Source organism: Pseudomonas sp. KBN12P06040 (assembly GCF_037574965.1).
Lineage (GTDB): Bacteria > Pseudomonadota > Gammaproteobacteria > Pseudomonadales > Pseudomonadaceae > Pseudomonas > Pseudomonas aeruginosa.
In genome coordinates, this window is the sequence record NZ_JBBELS010000001.1 from 588,120 (window position 1) to 604,826 (window position 16,707).

General features: G+C 68.0%; 19 protein-coding genes. 12 read left to right on the top strand and 7 right to left on the bottom strand.

Annotation, left to right across the window (positions count from 1 at the left end):
* Nucleotides 1–195: 195 nt before the first annotated feature.
* The 6 genes from VQ067_RS02695 to VQ067_RS02720 form a co-directional block, all read right to left on the bottom strand.
* On the bottom strand, nucleotides 196–1,170 hold the full coding sequence (locus VQ067_RS02695) for a serine/threonine protein kinase (RefSeq protein WP_003084794.1): 975 nt from the start codon (nucleotides 1,168–1,170) through the stop codon (nucleotides 196–198).
* Nucleotides 1,171–1,231: 61 nt separating this feature from the next.
* Nucleotides 1,232–1,990, bottom strand: coding sequence for a TOBE domain-containing protein (locus tag VQ067_RS02700; RefSeq protein ID WP_003103305.1), 759 nt, complete (start codon nucleotides 1,988–1,990; stop codon nucleotides 1,232–1,234).
* Between the two features lie 67 nt (nucleotides 1,991–2,057).
* Nucleotides 2,058–2,378 (bottom strand): YfiM family lipoprotein, encoded by a 321-nt coding sequence (locus VQ067_RS02705; RefSeq protein WP_015502244.1) that lies wholly within the window; start codon nucleotides 2,376–2,378, stop codon nucleotides 2,058–2,060.
* Between the two features lie 41 nt (nucleotides 2,379–2,419).
* A complete protein-coding gene (locus VQ067_RS02710; RefSeq protein ID WP_004365178.1) occupies nucleotides 2,420–3,145 on the bottom strand; it encodes a ComF family protein in 726 nt (241 codons plus the stop codon).
* Nucleotides 3,146–3,283: 138 nt separating this feature from the next.
* Nucleotides 3,284–3,577, bottom strand: coding sequence for a hypothetical protein (locus VQ067_RS02715; RefSeq protein WP_003084806.1), 294 nt, complete (start codon nucleotides 3,575–3,577; stop codon nucleotides 3,284–3,286).
* Nucleotides 3,578–3,630: 53 nt separating this feature from the next.
* Nucleotides 3,631–4,557 (bottom strand): LysR family transcriptional regulator, encoded by a 927-nt coding sequence (locus VQ067_RS02720; RefSeq protein WP_003129068.1) that lies wholly within the window; start codon nucleotides 4,555–4,557, stop codon nucleotides 3,631–3,633.
* A gap of 117 nt (nucleotides 4,558–4,674) precedes the next feature.
* Here VQ067_RS02720 and VQ067_RS02725 point away from each other — a divergent pair, with 117 nt between their 5' ends.
* The 5 genes from VQ067_RS02725 (at nucleotide 4,675) to VQ067_RS02745 (ending at nucleotide 8,992) form a co-directional block, all read left to right on the top strand.
* Entirely contained in the window at nucleotides 4,675–5,433 is a 759-nt protein-coding gene (locus VQ067_RS02725; protein WP_003111232.1) for a 5-oxoprolinase subunit PxpA, read from the top strand.
* 76 nt (nucleotides 5,434–5,509) lie between these two features.
* Complete coding sequence (locus VQ067_RS02730; RefSeq protein ID WP_003084813.1) at nucleotides 5,510–5,758, top strand: acetyl-CoA carboxylase; 249 nt, start codon at nucleotides 5,510–5,512, stop codon at nucleotides 5,756–5,758.
* 10 nt (nucleotides 5,759–5,768) lie between these two features.
* Entirely contained in the window at nucleotides 5,769–7,145 is a 1,377-nt protein-coding gene (locus VQ067_RS02735) for an acetyl-CoA carboxylase biotin carboxylase subunit (protein ID WP_023092334.1), read from the top strand.
* Nucleotide 7,146: 1 nt separating this feature from the next.
* The gene (locus tag VQ067_RS02740) at nucleotides 7,147–8,025 is read left to right on the top strand and encodes a 5-oxoprolinase subunit B family protein (RefSeq protein WP_023092335.1); all 879 of its coding nucleotides are present in this window, start codon (nucleotides 7,147–7,149) and stop codon (nucleotides 8,023–8,025) included.
* A complete protein-coding gene (locus tag VQ067_RS02745) occupies nucleotides 8,015–8,992 on the top strand; it encodes a 5-oxoprolinase subunit C family protein (RefSeq protein WP_003084819.1) in 978 nt (325 codons plus the stop codon). The genes VQ067_RS02740 and VQ067_RS02745 overlap by 11 nt, the downstream gene beginning before the upstream one ends.
* Before the next feature lie 43 nt (nucleotides 8,993–9,035).
* Here the strand turns inward: VQ067_RS02745 and VQ067_RS02750 are convergent, their stop codons facing one another.
* Nucleotides 9,036–9,245 carry a fimbrial protein gene (locus tag VQ067_RS02750; RefSeq protein WP_074241054.1) on the bottom strand — a complete coding sequence of 70 codons (210 nt, stop codon included), beginning with the start codon at nucleotides 9,243–9,245 and terminating at the stop codon, nucleotides 9,036–9,038.
* Between the two features lie 349 nt (nucleotides 9,246–9,594).
* Here VQ067_RS02750 and bioB point away from each other — a divergent pair, with 349 nt between their 5' ends.
* From bioB to VQ067_RS02785, 7 genes are all read left to right on the top strand, one after another.
* Nucleotides 9,595–10,653: a biotin synthase BioB gene (bioB, locus tag VQ067_RS02755; RefSeq protein ID WP_033990540.1), complete on the top strand. Its 1,059-nt coding sequence runs from the start codon at nucleotides 9,595–9,597 to the stop codon at nucleotides 10,651–10,653.
* 105 nt (nucleotides 10,654–10,758) lie between these two features.
* The gene (bioF, locus tag VQ067_RS02760; RefSeq protein WP_033990541.1) at nucleotides 10,759–11,964 is read left to right on the top strand and encodes an 8-amino-7-oxononanoate synthase; all 1,206 of its coding nucleotides are present in this window, start codon (nucleotides 10,759–10,761) and stop codon (nucleotides 11,962–11,964) included.
* Nucleotides 11,957–12,679 (top strand): alpha/beta fold hydrolase, encoded by a 723-nt coding sequence (locus VQ067_RS02765; protein WP_003084828.1) that lies wholly within the window; start codon nucleotides 11,957–11,959, stop codon nucleotides 12,677–12,679. Before bioF ends, VQ067_RS02765 begins: the two co-directional genes overlap by 8 nt.
* Complete coding sequence (bioC, locus tag VQ067_RS02770; protein ID WP_015502249.1) at nucleotides 12,672–13,496, top strand: malonyl-ACP O-methyltransferase BioC; 825 nt, start codon at nucleotides 12,672–12,674, stop codon at nucleotides 13,494–13,496. Before VQ067_RS02765 ends, bioC begins: the two co-directional genes overlap by 8 nt.
* A 3-nt stretch (nucleotides 13,497–13,499) precedes the next feature.
* Nucleotides 13,500–14,186 (top strand): dethiobiotin synthase, encoded by a 687-nt coding sequence (bioD, locus tag VQ067_RS02775; RefSeq protein WP_033990542.1) that lies wholly within the window; start codon nucleotides 13,500–13,502, stop codon nucleotides 14,184–14,186.
* Nucleotides 14,187–14,294: 108 nt separating this feature from the next.
* Nucleotides 14,295–14,525 carry a hypothetical protein gene (locus VQ067_RS02780; RefSeq protein WP_003084835.1) on the top strand — a complete coding sequence of 77 codons (231 nt, stop codon included), beginning with the start codon at nucleotides 14,295–14,297 and terminating at the stop codon, nucleotides 14,523–14,525.
* Between the two features lie 340 nt (nucleotides 14,526–14,865).
* Nucleotides 14,866–16,671 (top strand): phenylacyl-CoA dehydrogenase, encoded by a 1,806-nt coding sequence (locus VQ067_RS02785; protein ID WP_003084842.1) that lies wholly within the window; start codon nucleotides 14,866–14,868, stop codon nucleotides 16,669–16,671.
* The last annotated feature ends 36 nt before the right edge of the window (nucleotides 16,672–16,707 follow it).

The window sequence follows — 16,707 nt, forward strand, 5'->3', positions numbered from 1 at the left end:
CCTTGAAACGTCAGGCAGGTAAGAATGGCCGTGCACGGCATGCACGAGCGGATGACCTGTGAATTCTAGTAGGGGGGTGGCGGGCTTGTCTGCGCACAGTTCCCGCGGAAAAGCACCGGCACACTTGCCGTTCCCTCGCCTGCCCCGCGGCGGGACGGATAGCGCCGCGCGCCATTCGCCCTGTCCGCAGGAGGCTCAGAACAGCCGCAGCGGTTCCTCGTCCAGCGCCGCCAGTTGTTCGCGCAGCACCAGCACCTGCTCGCCCCAGTAACGTTCGCTGCCGAACCAGGGGAAGCTCGGCGGGAACGCCGGGTCGTCCCAGCGCCGCGCGAGCCAGGCGCTGTAGTGCATCAGGCGGAGGCTGCGCAGGCCTTCGAGCAGCGGTAGTTGGCGCGGGTCGAAGTCGTGGAACTCGTTGTAGCCGTCGACCAGTTCGGCAATCTGCGCCAGGCGTTCGTGGCGCTCGCCGGCGAGCATCATCCACAGGTCCTGGAGGGCCGGGCCCATGCGGCAGTCGTCGAGATCGACCATGTGGTAGACCTCGTCGCGGCACAGCAGGTTGCCTGGATGGCAGTCGCCGTGCAGGCGGATCGGCTGGTAGGGCACCTCGGCGAACAGGGCGTCGAGGCGTTTCAGCAGGTCGCGGGCGACCGACTCGTAGGCCGGCAGCAGGCTCCTGGGGATGAAATTGCCTTCCAGCAGGGTGGCCAGCGAGGCGTGGCCGAAGTTATCCACAGCGAGCGCCTCGCGGTGCTCGAACGGCCGCGTGGCGCCGACCGCGTGCAGGCGGCCGAGCAACTGGCCGAGGCGGTAGAGCTGGTCGAGATTGCCCGGCTCGGGCGCGCGCCCGCCGCGCCGGGGGAACAGGGCGAAGCGGAAGCCGGAGAATGCGAACAGGCTTTCGCCGTCGCGCGACAGCGGCGCCACCACCGGCACCTCGCATTCCGCCAGCTCGGCGGAGAAGGCGTGCTCCTCGCGGATCGCCGCGTCGCTCCAGCGGTCCGGTCGGTAGAACTTGGCGATCAGCGGCTCGCCGTCCTCGATGCCGACCTGGTACACGCGGTTTTCGTAGCTGTTGAGCGCCAGCACCCGTGCGTCGCTGAGATAGCCGAGGCTTTCCACGGCATCCAGGACGAGGTCGGGGGTCAGTTGGTCGAAGGGATGGGACATGACGGGGCATCCAAGGCTCGAAAGACCCCTAGTGTACGCAAGCCGGCGCGGGCCGGCAGGTTCACAGCGGCGTGCCGAGCAGGACCTGGGCTGGATCGAAGGAGGCGATCACCTTCTGGCCCTTCTTCAGCCCCAGGCTGGCCAGGCGTTCGCCGGACAGCAGCGCGCAGAGGGTAAGACCGCTGCCCAGGGCGATGCGCACCTCGCTGGGACCGGCCTTGGCCGCGAGGATTTCCTCCAGGGTGCCTTGCAACTGATTCGGCTGGTCCTCGCGCGGTTCCAGCCCGACGTCCAGCCAGCCGGCCTTTATCAGCGCCAGTACCGGGCGGCCGCGACCGAGTTCGAGTTGCTCGGTGCTGGCGCGGGTGATCAGCGCCTCGATGCGTTGCTGGCCTGGCAGCTCGATGGCGATGCGGTCGTGGAAGCCTTCGCCATGGATCGACAGGACCCGCCCGTGCAATTGGTTGCGTGCGCTGGTGCGGAGCATCAGGCGGCCGATCAGGTTGAGGTCCTCGGCGTCTTCAGCGGCCTGCAACACCTGCGCTTGCAAGGCTTCCAGGCGCCGGTAGAGAGCCAGCAGGCGTTCGCCCTCGGCGGTCAGCCGGGCGCCGCCGCCGCCCTTGCCGCCGACGCTACGCTCGACCAGCGGACGCTCGGCCAGGTTGTTCAGTTCGTCGATGGCGTCCCAGGCGCCCTTGTAGCTGATGCCCACGGCCTTCGCCGCACGGGTGATGGAGCCCAGTTCGGCGATCTGCGCGAGCAGGGCGATGCGTTGTGGGCGACGGGTGACGTGCTGGGCGAGAGTGGAGAGTGCGGACATGGAAGCTTCGCTATGAGCGGACGTATACGGCGAAGGCTCCAACAGCCATGGGCAAAACGCAAGGGCGTCACTCGGCGGCCTGGTAGAGACCGTAGCCGGCGGCGGCGCCGGCCAGGTCCCAGGCGAGGTCCTTCCAGCTCCAGCCGCTGCCGGCGGAACGGCTGTCGTAGAACTCCTTGCCGACGCCGAAGGCGAGCGAGAAGCTCAGGCCGAAGCGTGCCTGGCGAGCACCGTGCAGGCCGCGGTCGTGGGCCATCTGCATGCCCGCCGCGGCAAGGGCCGCGGAACTGGCGAAATGCAGGGCCTTGTCTTCGCCCAGCCAGTCGTCTTCGGCGAAATGGCTGCAACCGCCGAGCAACAGGCAGGCCGCGACCAGCAGTGCGCGCATGGATCCTCTCCCGTATCGGTTGCGCGGCAGTTTAGCCCAGCTCAGCCGGGCTTCGGCGTGCGCGCCAGGCAGTAGACGTCGACCCGCGCGGCGCCCGCCCGGCGCAACAGACGGGAAAGGCACTCGGCGGTGGCCCCGGTGGTGAGCACGTCGTCCACCAGTGCCAGGTGCAGCCCGCGAACATCGCTGGCGGGCGCCAGGGCGAAGGCGTGGCGCAGGTTGCGCCGCCGCACCGTCGCGTCCAGGCCCTGCTGGGCCGGAGTATCCAGCACTCGCCGCAGGCTGTGCGGATCGCTGCGCAGGTCCAGCTCGCCGGCCAGTCGCTCGGCGAGCTGTTGCGCCTGGTTGAAGCCGCGCCGACGTTCGCGCCGTGGCGCCAGCGGGACCGGCAGCAGGCGTGCCGGGCGCGGCAGGCCTTCGGCGTAGCGTTGCCGCAGGTGTTCCGCCAGCAACTCGCCGAGCAGCCGCCCCAGCGGCCAGGCCGCCTGGTGCTTGAAGCGGTTGATCAGGCTGTCGAGCGGAAAGGCGTAGCGCCAGGGCGCGATCGCCTGTTCATAGGCCGGCGGGCGGCGCAGGCACTCGCCGCACACCTGGCCGTCCAGCGGCAGGGGCAGGGCGCAGCGCCGGCACTGCTGGCGCGACCAGGGCAGGTCGGCGGCACAGGCGCGGCACAGCGGGCGGGGCGGCTGGTCGCTGCGGGCGGCGCAGAGCAGGCAGGCCGGCGGCGGCAAAAGCCAGCGCGTGAGAGGACGAAGCGGGAACGACATGGCGGGACTTCCTGGCGGATGTCGCACCATGCAACCGCAGGCGCGCGCCGCCGACCAGCCGTTGCCAGCGGGTTCGGAACTCGCCTGTGGATAACCGAAACCTTCCTTCGCTCCTTGCGGAAACGGCCGACGCGTGGATCAGTGGATGAGCCAGCTCATGACGATCAGGCCGAGCACCGTCCAGATCACCCCGCCGACTATCGAGCGGCGCATGAAGGCGCGTATGCCGCTGTAGAGCAGCAACAGGCCGAGCACCAGGAAGACGAAGCTGAACAGCGATGCGTCCATGCCGATGGCCCTGGCCAGGCCGTGGAGGAAGTCGTCCATGGCGCCCCAGATGCCGCCCAGCAGGCCGGAGAGCAGGTCCACCACGAAGCGGATCGCCCTGCCCAGCATCTCGCCCAGTCCGTCGAAAAAGCCTTCTGTACCCATGAGTGTCCTGTCCTGAGTGTTCCCAGCGTTGGATCAGAGATTAGCCGCCGGGTTCAGCGCCGGCTGCTGCTTTGCTGCGGAGCGAGGAACGACTGGCGGAAGTATTCGCGGAACGCGCGCATCCCGGCGCTCGCTTCGGTGTCGCGGCGCCAGGCCAGGCCGACGCTCATCGACGGCACCGGGTCGACCAGCGATAGCGTCTCGATGCGTTTGCCTTCCAGCGACCAGGGCCGGTACACCAGATCGGAGAGGATGGCCACGCCGGAGCCGTTGGCGACCATGCTGCGCACCGCTTCCACCGAACTGGTATGGAGGATCACCTGCGGCCGGTGGCCGCTCTGTTGCCAGTAGCGCAGCGCGCTCTGCCCGGCCTCGTCGACGGTGAGCATGATGTAGGGCTCGCCGGCCACGTCGGCCAGGCCCAGGTCGGCCTTCTCGCCCAGCGGATGGCGGCTGGGCAGCCACAACCGGCGCTCGGAGTTGAACAGGGTTTCGGCGGCGATCCCGGGCTCGGTGAGATTGCCGGTGAGCAGCACGGCGATGTCGTAGCGACCGTCGAGGAGGCCGCGCTCGATGCTGGCGCGCTCGTCCTCGAACAGTTGCAGCTCCAGTTCCGGGTACCACTGCGCCAGGCGTTGCAGGTGGTGGGGGAGGAAATAGCCCATCACGGTATAGCTGGCGGCGACCTTCAGGGTGCCGTCGACCCGGGTGTCCGGTTGCGGGCTGTTGAGCGCGTCGTCGACGCTGCGCTGGATCGAATAGGCGTGGTTGAGGAAGTGCCGGCCGCTGTCGGTCAGGTTCATGCCCTGGGCCGTGCGGGTGAACAGGGCGACGCCGAGCATGCCCTCCAGTTCCTGGATCGCGCTGGTCACCGCCGACTGCGAGATGTTCAGGTGGATGGCGGCCTGGGAGATCTGGCCGAACTCGGCGGTGGCGATGAAGTAGCGAACCTGGCGGAGGGTCAGGGCCATGGGCAGCATCCGGAAGAGGTATCTGTTTTTCAGAAACCAGTCTATCGAATAATAAATCTACCCAATACCTTTCCCGGCTTTTACCGTGGCTCCATCCAACAACAAGGCAGATGAGGCCAGCCGGCAATGACTGAAGTCGACCTCAATTCCGACATGGGCGAAGGCTTCGGCCCATGGACCATCGGCGATGGCGTGGACGCGGCGATCATGCCGCTGATCAGCAGCGCCAACATCGCCACCGGTTTCCATGCCGGCGACCCGAGCAGCATGCGCCGCACCGTGGAGATGGCCGCCGAGCATGGCGTGGCCATCGGCGCCCATCCGGGCTTCCGCGACCTGGTCGGCTTCGGTCGCCGGCACATCGCCGCGCCGGCCATCGAGCTGGTCAACGACATGCTCTACCAGCTTGGCGCCCTGCGCGAATTCGCCCGGCTGCAGGGCCTGTCGCTGCAGCACGTCAAGCCCCACGGTGCGCTCTACATGCACCTGGCGCGCGACGAGGCCGCCGCGCGCCTGTTCGTCGAGACCCTGCAACGCCTGGAACCGGAACTGCTGCTCTATTGCATGCCCGGTTCGGCCACCTGGCGCATCGGTCGGGAACTGGGCCAGCCGCTGGTGCGCGAGTTCTACGCCGACCGCGACTACGACCGCAGCGGCTCCATCGTCTTCACCCGGCGGGTCGCCGCCCTCGATCCGCAACAGGTCGCCGACAAGGTCCTGCGCGCCTGCCGCGAGGGTAAGGTGCGCACCGTCGAGGGCGAGGACCTCGACATCGCCTTCGACTCGGTGTGCATCCACAGCGACACCCCCGGCGCCCTGGAGCTGGTCGCCAGCACCCGCGCGCGCCTGGAAGGCGCCGGCATCCGCATCAAGGCGCCGCGTTGAGCGCCGCTCGCCTCGGCGAGCCTCGCGACAAGCTTTTCTGCCATTTCCTACAACGTTCGAATAATGAGGATTCGTCATGGCCGAACATAACGTGCAGTCCCCCTTGCCCGGCACCTTCTATCGCAAGGCCAGCCCCGACGCGCCACCCTACGCGGAGGTCGGGCAGGCGGTCGAGGCCGGCAGCGTGATCGGGCTGATCGAGGTGATGAAGCAGTTTTCCGAAGTGCAGGCCGGGCAGGCCGGCATACTCCAGGCGTTCCACGTGGAAGATGGCGAGGCCATCGAGCCGGGACAGGTGCTGGCGGTGATCGCCAGCGCTACCTGAGGAGGACGCCATGCACAAGCGACTGAACAAGCTGCTGGTGGCCAATCGCGGCGAGATCGCCGTGCGCATCATCCGCGCCGCGCAGGCACTGGGCATTCCCACGGTAGCGGTGTGCAGCGAGGCGGATCGCGATTCGCTGGCCGCGCGGCTGGCCGATGAGGTACGTCTGATCGGCCCTGCGCGGGCCGAGCGGAGCTACCTGGATATCGAGGCGATTCTCATGGCGGCGCGGGAAACCGGTGCCGACTCGATCCATCCCGGCTACGGTTTCCTCTCCGAGAACCCTGCCTTCGCCGAAGCGGTGCAGGCGGCCGGACTGGTCTTCGTCGGTCCGGATGCGCAGACCATCCGCCGCATGGGCGACAAGGCCGAGGCGCGGCGTACCGCGATGGCCGCCGGGGTGCCGGTGGTGCCGGGCTCGCCCGGCGAGCTGGACGACCTCGACGCGGCGCTGGCCTGCGCCGAAGAGGTCGGCTATCCGCTGCTGGTCAAGGCCTCCGCTGGCGGCGGCGGGCGTGGCATCCGTATCGCCCACGACGCCGACGAACTGCGTCGGGAATTCCCCATCGCCCAGCGCGAGGCGCAGGCCGCCTTCGGTTCGCCGGCGGTGTACCTGGAGCGCTTCATCCGCCAGGCGCGGCACATCGAAGTGCAGATCCTCGGCGATGGCGAGCGCGCGGTGCATCTGTTCGAACGCGAATGCTCGCTGCAGCGGCGGCGCCAGAAGGTCTTCGAGGAGGCACCTTCGGCGGCGCTGGACGGCGCGCAGCGCCAGGCCCTCTGCGAGAGCGCGGTGCGCCTGGCGCAGAGTCTCGGCTATCGTGGCGCGGGCACCCTGGAATACCTGTTCGACGCGCACAGCGGCGAGTTCTTCTTCATCGAGATGAACACCCGTATCCAGGTCGAGCATCCGGTCAGCGAGATGGTCACCGGCATCGACCTGGTCCAGGCCATGCTGCGCATCGCCGCCGGCGAGGCGCTGCCCTGGCGCCAGGAGGACATTCGCCTGAACGGCGCGGCGCTGGAGATGCGGATCAACGCCGAAGACCCGGCGCGCAATTTCTTCCCCAGCCCCGGCACCGTGGAGCGCCTGGAATGGCCGCAGGGCGAGGGCGTGCGAGTGGACAGCCACCTGTATCCCGGCTACCGGGTGCCGCCGTACTACGATTCGTTGCTGGCCAAGCTGATCGTCCATGGTCGCGACCGCGACGAAGCGTTCGCCCGCGCGCGCCAGGCGCTGGAGCGCACCGTGCTGGCCGGCATGGCCACTACCCTGCCGCTGCACCGCTGGCTGCTCGTCGATGCGCGGGTACAGGCCGCGCAGTTCGATACCGCTACCCTGGAAACCTGGCTCGCCGAGCGGACCGCAGCCGCGCAGGAGGTTTGAGATGCACGCCAACATCCGCTACAGCTTCGGCGGCGACGAGCACCTGTTCGCCGAGGTCGCCGAAGCCATGTCGCTGGAAGCCTTCTTTCGCGGCATGGCGATCACCCGCGCGATCGAGGCCCTGCAATTGCCCGGGGTGCTCGACGTGTGCCTGGCCAACGCCTCGTTCCAGGTCCGCTTCGACCCCGACCGGCTGGCCCCGGAGGCGCTGCTGGAGACCGTGCGCGGCCTGGAAACCGAGGCGGTCGCCGCGCGCAGCATCGAGACGCGTATCGTCGAAGTGCCGGTGTTGTACAACGATCCCTGGACCCACGAGACCCTGATGCGCTTCCGCGACCGTCACCAGGACCCGGACTCCACCGACCTCGAGTACGCCGCGCGGATCAACGGCTACGCCGACGTGCAGGCGTTCATCCAGGCGCACAGCGGCACGCCGTGGTTCGTCTCGATGGTCGGTTTCGTCGCCGGCCTGCCGTTCATGTACCAGATGGTCGAGCGCGAGCGGCAGTTGCAGGTGCCCAAGTACCTGCGTCCGCGCATCGACACGCCGAAGCTGACCCTCGGCCACGGCGGTTGCTTCGGCTGCATCTATTCGGTGCGCGGTGCCGGCGGCTACCAGATGTTCGGCGTGACTCCGGCGCCGATCTTCGATCCCCGCCAGGGCTTGCCCTATCTCGAGGAATCGATGGTGTTCTTCCGCGCTGGCGACATCGTCCAGTTCCGCCCCATCGAGCGGACCGAATACGAACGCATGGCGGCCGAAGTCGAAGCGGGCACATTCGACCTGCGCATCCGTCCGGTGAGTTTCGATCTCGACGCGTTCCTCGCCGATCCGCGAGGCTGCACGCAACGTCTGCAGGAGGTGCTGTATGTCGATTAAGGTGCTCAAGCCCGGCCTCGCCACCTCGGTGCAGGACGCCGGCCGCGAAGGCCACTATCACCTGGGTATCCCGCCGTCCGGCGCGCTCGACCAGTACGCCCTGCGCGCGGCCAACCTGCTGGTGGGCAACGCACCGACCGCCGCCGTGCTGGAGTGCGCGCTGCTGGGTCCGCAGCTGGAGTTCCAGCGCGACGCCCTGGTGGCCGTGTGCGGGGCGCGCATGACGCCTCGCCTGGAGGGCGCGGAGATGCCGCTGGATACTTCCTTCCGGGTTCGCGCCGGCCAGGTCCTGGGGTTCGACTTCATCCGTGCCGGCGCCCGTGGCTATCTCGCCATCGACGGCGGCATCGCGGTACCCGAGGTGCTGGGCAGCCGTTCGACCTACGGTCTGGGGGCGATCGGTGGCTTGCAGGGACGGCGACTGGCGGAGGGCGACCTGCTGCCCCTGGGGCCTGCCTCGCCCTCTGCCGTGGAGGGCTTGGCGCTGCCGCGTTCGTTGCAGGTGGAGGTCGGTGGCGAGGTGAGCTTGCGGGTGGTTCCCGGGCTCTACGTTCATCGCCTGACCCCCGACGCGGTCGAGCGTTTCTTCGCCGAGACCTGGACCGTCGGCTCGGAGGCGGACCGCACCGGCTACCGCTTCAAGGGCGGCACGGCGCTCCGGTTCGAGCCGCGCGAACAGCCATTCGGCGCAGGCTCGGACCCGTCCAACATCGTCGACGCCTGCTATCCCATCGGCTCGATCCAGGTACCGGGCGGGCTCGAACCCATCGTCCTGCATCGTGATGCGGTATCCGGTGGGGGATATGCCACGCTGGGCACGGTGATCAGCCCCGACCTGAACCGGCTGGCGCAGATGCAACCGAACCAGAAGGCGCGTTTCGTCGCCGTCAGCCTGGAGGAAGGTCTCGAGGCGCGTCGCCGTTACAACTGGCAAGTGCAACGACTCCAGCACTTCTTCCTGCGCTGAGTCGTCGATACCGGCCGCTTCCGTCTGCGAAGCGGCCTCCCGCTCACTTGTAGTAGATATCTATCGCAGTGGTGGCATTGAATCGACCCAACGTAGGTGCGTTGGTCATGCATTTCAGTTGGGCCAGGAAGTTCTTCACCACGACCTGGTCTTTGCTGTGTTCCACCAATTGGAATTCTTTGTTGAAGGGGACGATGCGACGGTCTTCTTGCCTGAGCACGGTGATGCCTACGGACTTGTTGTCTCCCGGCACCAACGTGGTCGCCTACGGTGCTGGAAGAATTCACGGGTCTCAGAAGGGCTCCCAGGCCATAGGCGCTATTGCAGTTCTTGCTTGCAGTGATCTGGAAGGGCTTTTCCTTGATGGTCTGGTTGGTGGCGGCTTGAAGCGCTTGAAGTAGGCCGAAGTCGAGTGTCTTGGGTGAAATGCTCAGGGGCGACGATCGCCGATGAAATGATCAAATATTGATCAGGTGTATACCTGTGTCCTGGTCTGGGTTGACAGCGTCCTAGAGCCACTTATGATGCCCCTTAAGCCTGACCCCGGCGTGCCGGGGCTCCCCGACAAAAGGCGCCATGCAAGCGTCGAAGGAATCTTCCCCATGAGTGCAACCGCTTCCGTCGCCACCCGTCACGACTGGTCCCTCGCCGAAGTCCGTGCCCTGTTCGAGCAGCCGTTCAACGACCTGCTGTTCCAGGCGCAGACGGTGCATCGCGCGCACTTCGACCCGAACCGCGTACAGGTCTCGACGCTGCTGTCGATCAAGACCGGCGCCTGTCCCGAGGACTGCAAGTACTGCCCGCAGTCCGGCCACTACAACACCGGCCTGGACAAGGAGAAGCTGATGGAGGTGCAGAAGGTCCTCGAGGCGGCGGCCGAGGCCAAGGCCATCGGTTCGACCCGCTTCTGCATGGGCGCTGCCTGGAAGCACCCGTCGGCCAAGGACATGCCCTACGTCCTGGAGATGGTGAAGGGCGTGAAGAAGCTCGGCCTGGAGACCTGCATGACCCTCGGCCGCCTGACCCAGGAACAGACCCAGGCGCTGGCGGACGCCGGCCTCGACTACTACAACCACAACCTGGATACCTCGCCGGAGTTCTACGGCAACATCATCACCACCCGCACCTACAGCGAGCGCCTGCAGACCCTGGCCTACGTGCGCGAGGCGGGGATGAAGATCTGCTCCGGCGGCATCCTCGGCATGGGCGAGTCGGTGGACGACCGCGCCGGCCTGCTGATCCAGTTGGCGAACCTGCCGGAGCACCCGGAGTCGGTGCCGATCAACATGCTGGTGAAGGTCAAGGGCACGCCCCTGGCGGAAGAGAAGGACGTCGATCCCTTCGACTTCATCCGCACCCTGGCGGTGGCCCGGATCATGATGCCGAAGTCCCACGTGCGCCTGTCCGCCGGCCGCGAGCAGATGAACGAGCAGATGCAGGCGCTGGCCTTCATGGCCGGGGCCAACTCGATCTTCTACGGCGAAAAGCTGCTGACCACGAAGAACCCGCATGCCGAAAAGGACATGCAGTTGTTCGCCCGTCTCGGCATCAAGCCGGAAGAGCGCGAAGAGCACGCCGACGAAGTGCACCAGGCCGCCATCGAGCAGGCGTTGGTGGAACAACGCGAATCGAAGCTGTTCTATAACGCCGCTTCCGCCTGACCATACTGGAAGGGAGGGCGCCGCCGTCCCTTCGTTGCAGCCGCTGATGTCGGCCCTGCGTGGACGGGTGCGCCTGCGTCCGTCCAGCAACACGAGCGACCTGCCATGTCCTTCGATCTCGCTTCCCGCCTCGCCAGCCGGCGCGCGGAAGACCTCTACCGCCAGCGGCCGCTGCTGGAGTCGGCCCAGGGCCCGGACGTCGTGGTCGACGGCCAGCCGCTGCTGGCCTTCTGTTCCAACGACTACCTCGGCCTGGCCAATCATCCCGAAGTGATCGCCGCGCTGCGCGGCGGCGCCGAGCGCTGGGGCGTGGGCGGCGGCGCCTCGCACCTGGTGGTCGGCCACAGCGGTCCGCACCACGAACTGGAGCTGGCCCTCGCCGAATTCACCGGGCGGCCGCGCGCGCTGCTGTTCTCCACCGGCTACATGGCCAACCTTGGCGCGGTGACCGCGCTGGTCGGCAAGGGCGACACGGTGCTGGAGGACCGCCTCAACCACGCTTCGCTGCTGGATGCCGGATTGCTCTCCGGCGCGCGTTTCTCGCGCTACCTGCACAACGACCCGGCAAGCCTCGCCGCGCGCCTGGACAAGGCCGAGGGCAATACCCTGGTGGTCACCGACGGGGTCTTCAGCATGGACGGCAATCTCGCCGACCTGCCGGCCCTGGCCGCCGTGGCGCAGGCCCGCGGCGCCTGGCTGATGGTCGACGACGCGCATGGCTTCGGCCCGCTGGGCGCCAGCGGCGGCGGGATCGTCGAACACTTCGGCCTCGGCCAGGAGCAGGTGCCGGTGCTGATCGGCACCCTCGGCAAGGGTTTCGGTACCGCCGGCGCCTTCGTAGCCGGCAGCGAGGAACTGATCGAGACCCTGATTCAGTACGCCCGGCCCTACATCTACACCACCAGCCAGCCGCCAGCGGTGGCCTGCGCCACCCTGAAGAGCCTGGAGCTGCTGCGCCGCGAAAGCTGGCGGCGGCAACACCTGGCGGCGCTGATCGCCCGTTTCCGCCATGGCGCCGAGGCGCTTGGCCTGACCCTGATGGACAGCTTCACGCCGATCCAGCCGATCCTGGTCGGCGGCAGCCGCCAGGCCGTGGCCCTGGCCGGCATGCTTCGAGCCCGCGGCATCATGGTCGGCGCGATCCGCCCGCCAACCGTGCCGGCCAACAGCGCGCGGCTGCGCGTCACGCTGTCCGCCGCGCACAGCGAAGCGCAGGTCGACCGCTTGCTCGAAGCCCTCGGCGAAAGCTGGCGACAGCTGTCGTCTAGCCTTCTGGCAGAGATCGAAGCCGAGGAGGGAGACGATGCGTGACCACCTGATCCTGTTGCCGGGCTGGGGCCTGGGCAGCGCACCGCTGGAACCGCTGCGCGACGCGCTGCACGAGCGCGAGCCGCACCTGAACGTGTTGATCGAGCCGCTGCCGTCGCTGGACGATGCCGCCGACTGGCTCGACGAACTCGACGACAACCTGCCGCGCGATAGCTGGCTGGCCGGCTGGTCGCTGGGAGGCATGCTCGCCGGCGAACTGGCGGCGCGCCGCGGCGACGATTGCCGGGGCCTGCTGACCCTGGCCAGCAATCCGTGCTTCCGCGTGCGCGAGGACTGGCCGAACGCGATGCCGGCGGAAACCTTCGAGGACTTCTTCGAGGCTTTCCTGCTCGAACCGCACCTGACCCGCAAGCGTTTCACCCTACTGGTCAGCCAGGGTGCGCGCGACCCTCGGACCCTGGCGCGGCAACTGCAGGTGGCGCTGCCGCAGCTGGAGCGCGAGGCGCTGGTCGCCGGCCTGCAGTTGCTCGGCCAACTGGATACCCGGGCCGCCCTGGAAAACTTCCGCGGGCCGCAATTGCATCTGTTCGCCGAAGCCGATGCGCTGGTGCCGGTGGCCGCCGCCGAGGCCCTGCTCGAGTGGCTGCCGGACGTCGAGGTCTCGACCCTGGCGGCCAGCCACGGCCTGCCGCTGGAATGCCCGGACGAGGTGGCCAGCGCAATCCTGAGATTCCTTCGCGAGGGTGACGATGCCTGACGATTCCGCGCCGCTGCTGGCGCCCCATGGCGTTGCCGCGCTGCCCGACAAGCGCCGGGTCGCCGCGTCGTTTTCCCGCGCGGCGGCCAGCTACGACGCGGTGGCTGAACTCCAGCGCGGCGTCGGCGAGAGCCTGCTGTCGGCATTGCCGGAAGGCTTCTCGCCGCGCCGCTGGGTCGATCTCGGCTGCGGCACCGGTCATTTCAGCCGGGCCCTGGAACGCCGCTTTGGCGCGGCCGAGGGCCTGGCTGTGGACATCGCCGAAGGCATGCTGCGGCATGCCCGCGCGCGCGGCGGCGCCAGCCATTTCATCGGCGGCGACGCCGAGAGGCTGCCGTTGCGCGACGGCAGTTGCGACCTGCTGTTCTCCAGCCTGGCCATCCAGTGGTGCGCCGACCTCCCGGCGGTGCTGGCCGAGGCGCGGCGGGTCCTGCGGCCGGGCGGCGTGCTGGCGTTCAGCAGCCTGTGCGTCGGTACCCTGGGCGAGTTGCGCGACAGTTGGCGGGTGGTGGACGGCTTCGTCCACGTCAATCGCTTCCGCGCCTTCGCCGACTACCTGCAACACGCGGCCGGCAGCGGTCTGCTGCCGCTGACCCTGCGCCACGAGGACCGGCTCCTGCATTTCCCCGACCTGCGCAGCCTGACCCACGAACTCAAGGCGCTGGGCGCGCACAACCTCAACCCCGGGCGGCCCGACGGCCTGACCGGGCGCCAGCGTATCCGCGCGCTGGTCGCCGCCTACGAGCGTTTCCGCCAGCCCGAGGGGCTGCCCGCTACCTACCGCGTCGTCTTCGGCGTGCTGCGCAAGGATTCCTGAACCATGCCGGCGTTCTTCGTCACCGGTACCGACACCGAGATCGGCAAGACCACCATCGCCGCCGGCCTGCTCCACGCGGCCCGGCGTGCCGGCCTGAGCACCGCCGCGGCGAAGCCGGTGGCCTCCGGCTGCGAGCCCACGGCGCAAGGCCTGCGCAATGGCGACGCGCTGGCGTTGCTCGGCCAGTGTTCGCTGGCGCTGGCCTACGAGCAGGTCAACCCGCTGGCCTTCGCGCCGGCCATCGCCCCGCACCTGGCGGCGCGCGAGGCCGGCGTCGAACTGAGCGCCGCACGCTTGCACGAGGCGGTGCGCGAGGTGCTGGCGCTACAGGCCGAACTCACCTTGGTGGAGGGCGCCGGCGGTTGGCGCGTGCCGTTGCAGGGTCGCGAGAACCTCTCCGACCTGGCGCGCCTGCTGGCGCTGCCGGTGGTGCTGGTGGTCGGCGTGCGCCTGGGCTGTATCAACCATGCGCTGCTCAGCGCCGAGGCGATCCTGGGCGACGGCCTGGCGCTGGCCGGCTGGGTGGCCAACGTGGTCGACCCGGCTACCTCGCGCCTGGAGGAGAACCTGGCGACCCTCGCCGAGCGCCTGCCGGCGCCCTGCCTGGGCCGGGTACCGCGCCTGGAGGAAGCCACTCCCGCGGCCGTGGCCGCGCACCTCGACCTGCGGCCCCTGGGCATCGGGCTATAAACAGCGGGCCGTCCATAACCAACGGGCGGTACCCAGCGCCGGCCAAGTCTGCTTGAATAGAAGCCACTTGCTATCGTAGCGGCGCGTGCGCGTCCCCAGGAGTAGACGGTGGAAATTTCCGGCAACGCTTTCGTCAGTGGCCTCAATGCGGTGCAGTCGGGTAGCGCCCGCGTCGCCCAGGCCGGCAGCGAGATCGCCCGCAACACCGTGGAGGCCCGTTCGCCCCAGGCCGAGCAGATGGTCGAGCTGACCCGCGGCAACCTCGAGGCGCAGAGCGGCGCCCGGGTCATCGAGGTAGCCGACGAGACCCTCGGCACCCTGATCGACACCCACGCCTGACTCCCTGGCGGCCGGCAGCGGTCGCCCCCGACTCTTTCTTTTCCGACTGTCACCCGGCGGCCCCTGAAGCCTGCCGGGCGCTTCGCCATGGGCTTTACTGAGAGAGACGAAAGCGCTTTGGATGGTCGTTGCAGCCAGTGATTTCGGGCATGACCGAGCGGTCGGTTCGGATGCTTGACAAGGGATTGGCGTAAACGTATGTTTCAAACGCCTGTTTGAGAGTCGGGACGCATGAGTGCGTCCGGCAAGGCGACCGGGAGCGATCCCGCACTGCGACCGCAGACTCTGGACATCCGTCCGGTCGCCGATTAACCAGAACCCTTCGTAGAGGTTGACTGCTATGCCTGATTACAAGGCCCCCTTGCGTGATATCCGTTTCGTTCGCGACGAGCTGCTGGGCTACGAAGCGCACTACCAGAGCCTGCCGGGCGCCGAAGACGCGACTCCCGACATGGTCAACGCCATCCTCGAGGAAGGTGCGAAGTTCTGCGAACAGGTGATCGCTCCGCTGAACCGCGTTGGCGACCTGGAAGGCTGCACCTGGAGCGCCGACGGCGTGAAGACCCCGACTGGCTTCAAGGAGGCCTACCAGCAGTTCGTCGAAGGCGGCTGGCCGAGCCTGGCCCATGACGTCGAGCACGGCGGCCAGGGTCTGCCGGAATCCCTCGGGCTGGCCATCAGCGAGATGGTCGGCCAGGCCAACTGGTCCTGGGGCATGTACCCGGGCCTGTCCCACGGCGCCATGAACACCCTGCATGCCCACGGCACCGCCGAGCAGCAGGCGACCTACCTGACCAAGCTGGTCTCCGGCGAGTGGACCGGCACCATGTGCCTGACCGAGCCGCACTGCGGCACCGACCTGGGCATGCTGCGCACCAAGGCCGAGCCGCAGGCCGACGGCAGCTACAAGGTCACCGGCACCAAGATCTTCATCTCCGCCGGCGAGCACGACATGGCCGACAACATCGTCCATATCGTCCTGGCCCGCCTGCCCGACGCCCCGCAGGGCACCAAGGGCATCTCGCTGTTCATCGTGCCGAAGTTCCTGCCCAACGCCGAAGGTAACGCCGGCGAGCGCAACGCGGTTTCCTGCGGCTCCATCGAGCACAAGATGGGTATCCACGGCAACGCCACCTGCGTGATGAACTTCGACGCCGCCACCGGCTTCCTGATCGGCCCGCCGAACAAGGGCCTGAACTGCATGTTCACCTTCATGAACACCGCTCGCCTGGGTACCGCGCTGCAAGGCCTGGCCCACGCCGAAGTCGGTTTCCAGGGCGGCATCGCCTATGCTCGCGAGCGTCTGCAGATGCGCTCGCTGACCGGTCCGAAGGCGCCCGAGAAGCCCGCCGACCCGATCATCGTGCATCCTGACGTGCGCCGCATGCTGCTGACCATGAAGGCCTTCGCCGAAGGCAACCGCGCGATGCTGTACTTCGCCGCCAAGCAGGTCGATATCGTCCAGCGCAGCCAGGACGAAGAGCAGAAGAAAGCCGCCGACTCGATGCTGGCCTTCCTCACGCCGATCGCCAAGGCGTTCATGACCGAAGTCGGCTTCGAATCCGCCAACCACGGCGTGCAGATCTTCGGCGGCCACGGTTTCATCGCCGAGCACGGCATGGAGCAGAACGTCCGCGACAGCCGCATCTCGATGCTGTACGAAGGCACCACCGGCGTTCAGGCCCTCGACCTGCTGGGCCGCAAGGTGCTGATGACCCAGGGCGAGGCGCTGAAGGGCTTCACCAAGATCGTGCACAAGTTCTGCCAGGCCAACGAAGCCAACGAAGCCGTCAAGGAATTCGTCGCTCCGCTGGCACAGTTGAACAAGGAGTGGGGCGACCTGACCATGAAGGTCGGCATGGCCGCCATGAAGGATCGCGAGGAAGTCGGCGCCGCTTCGGTGGACTACCTGATGTACTCCGGCTACGCCTGCCTGGCCTACTTCTGGGCCGACATGGCGCGCCTGGCCGCCGAGAAGCTGGCCGCCGGCACCGGCGAGGAAGCCTTCTACAAGGCCAAGCTGCAGACCGCGCGCTTCTACTTCCAGCGCATCCTGCCGCGTACCCGCGCCCACGTCGCCGCCATGCTGTCCGGCGCCAACAACCTGATGGAGATGGCCGAGGAAGATTTCGCCCTCGGTTACTGATGGAACGGGCCGCTGGTGGCCCGTTCCCCAGGTGAG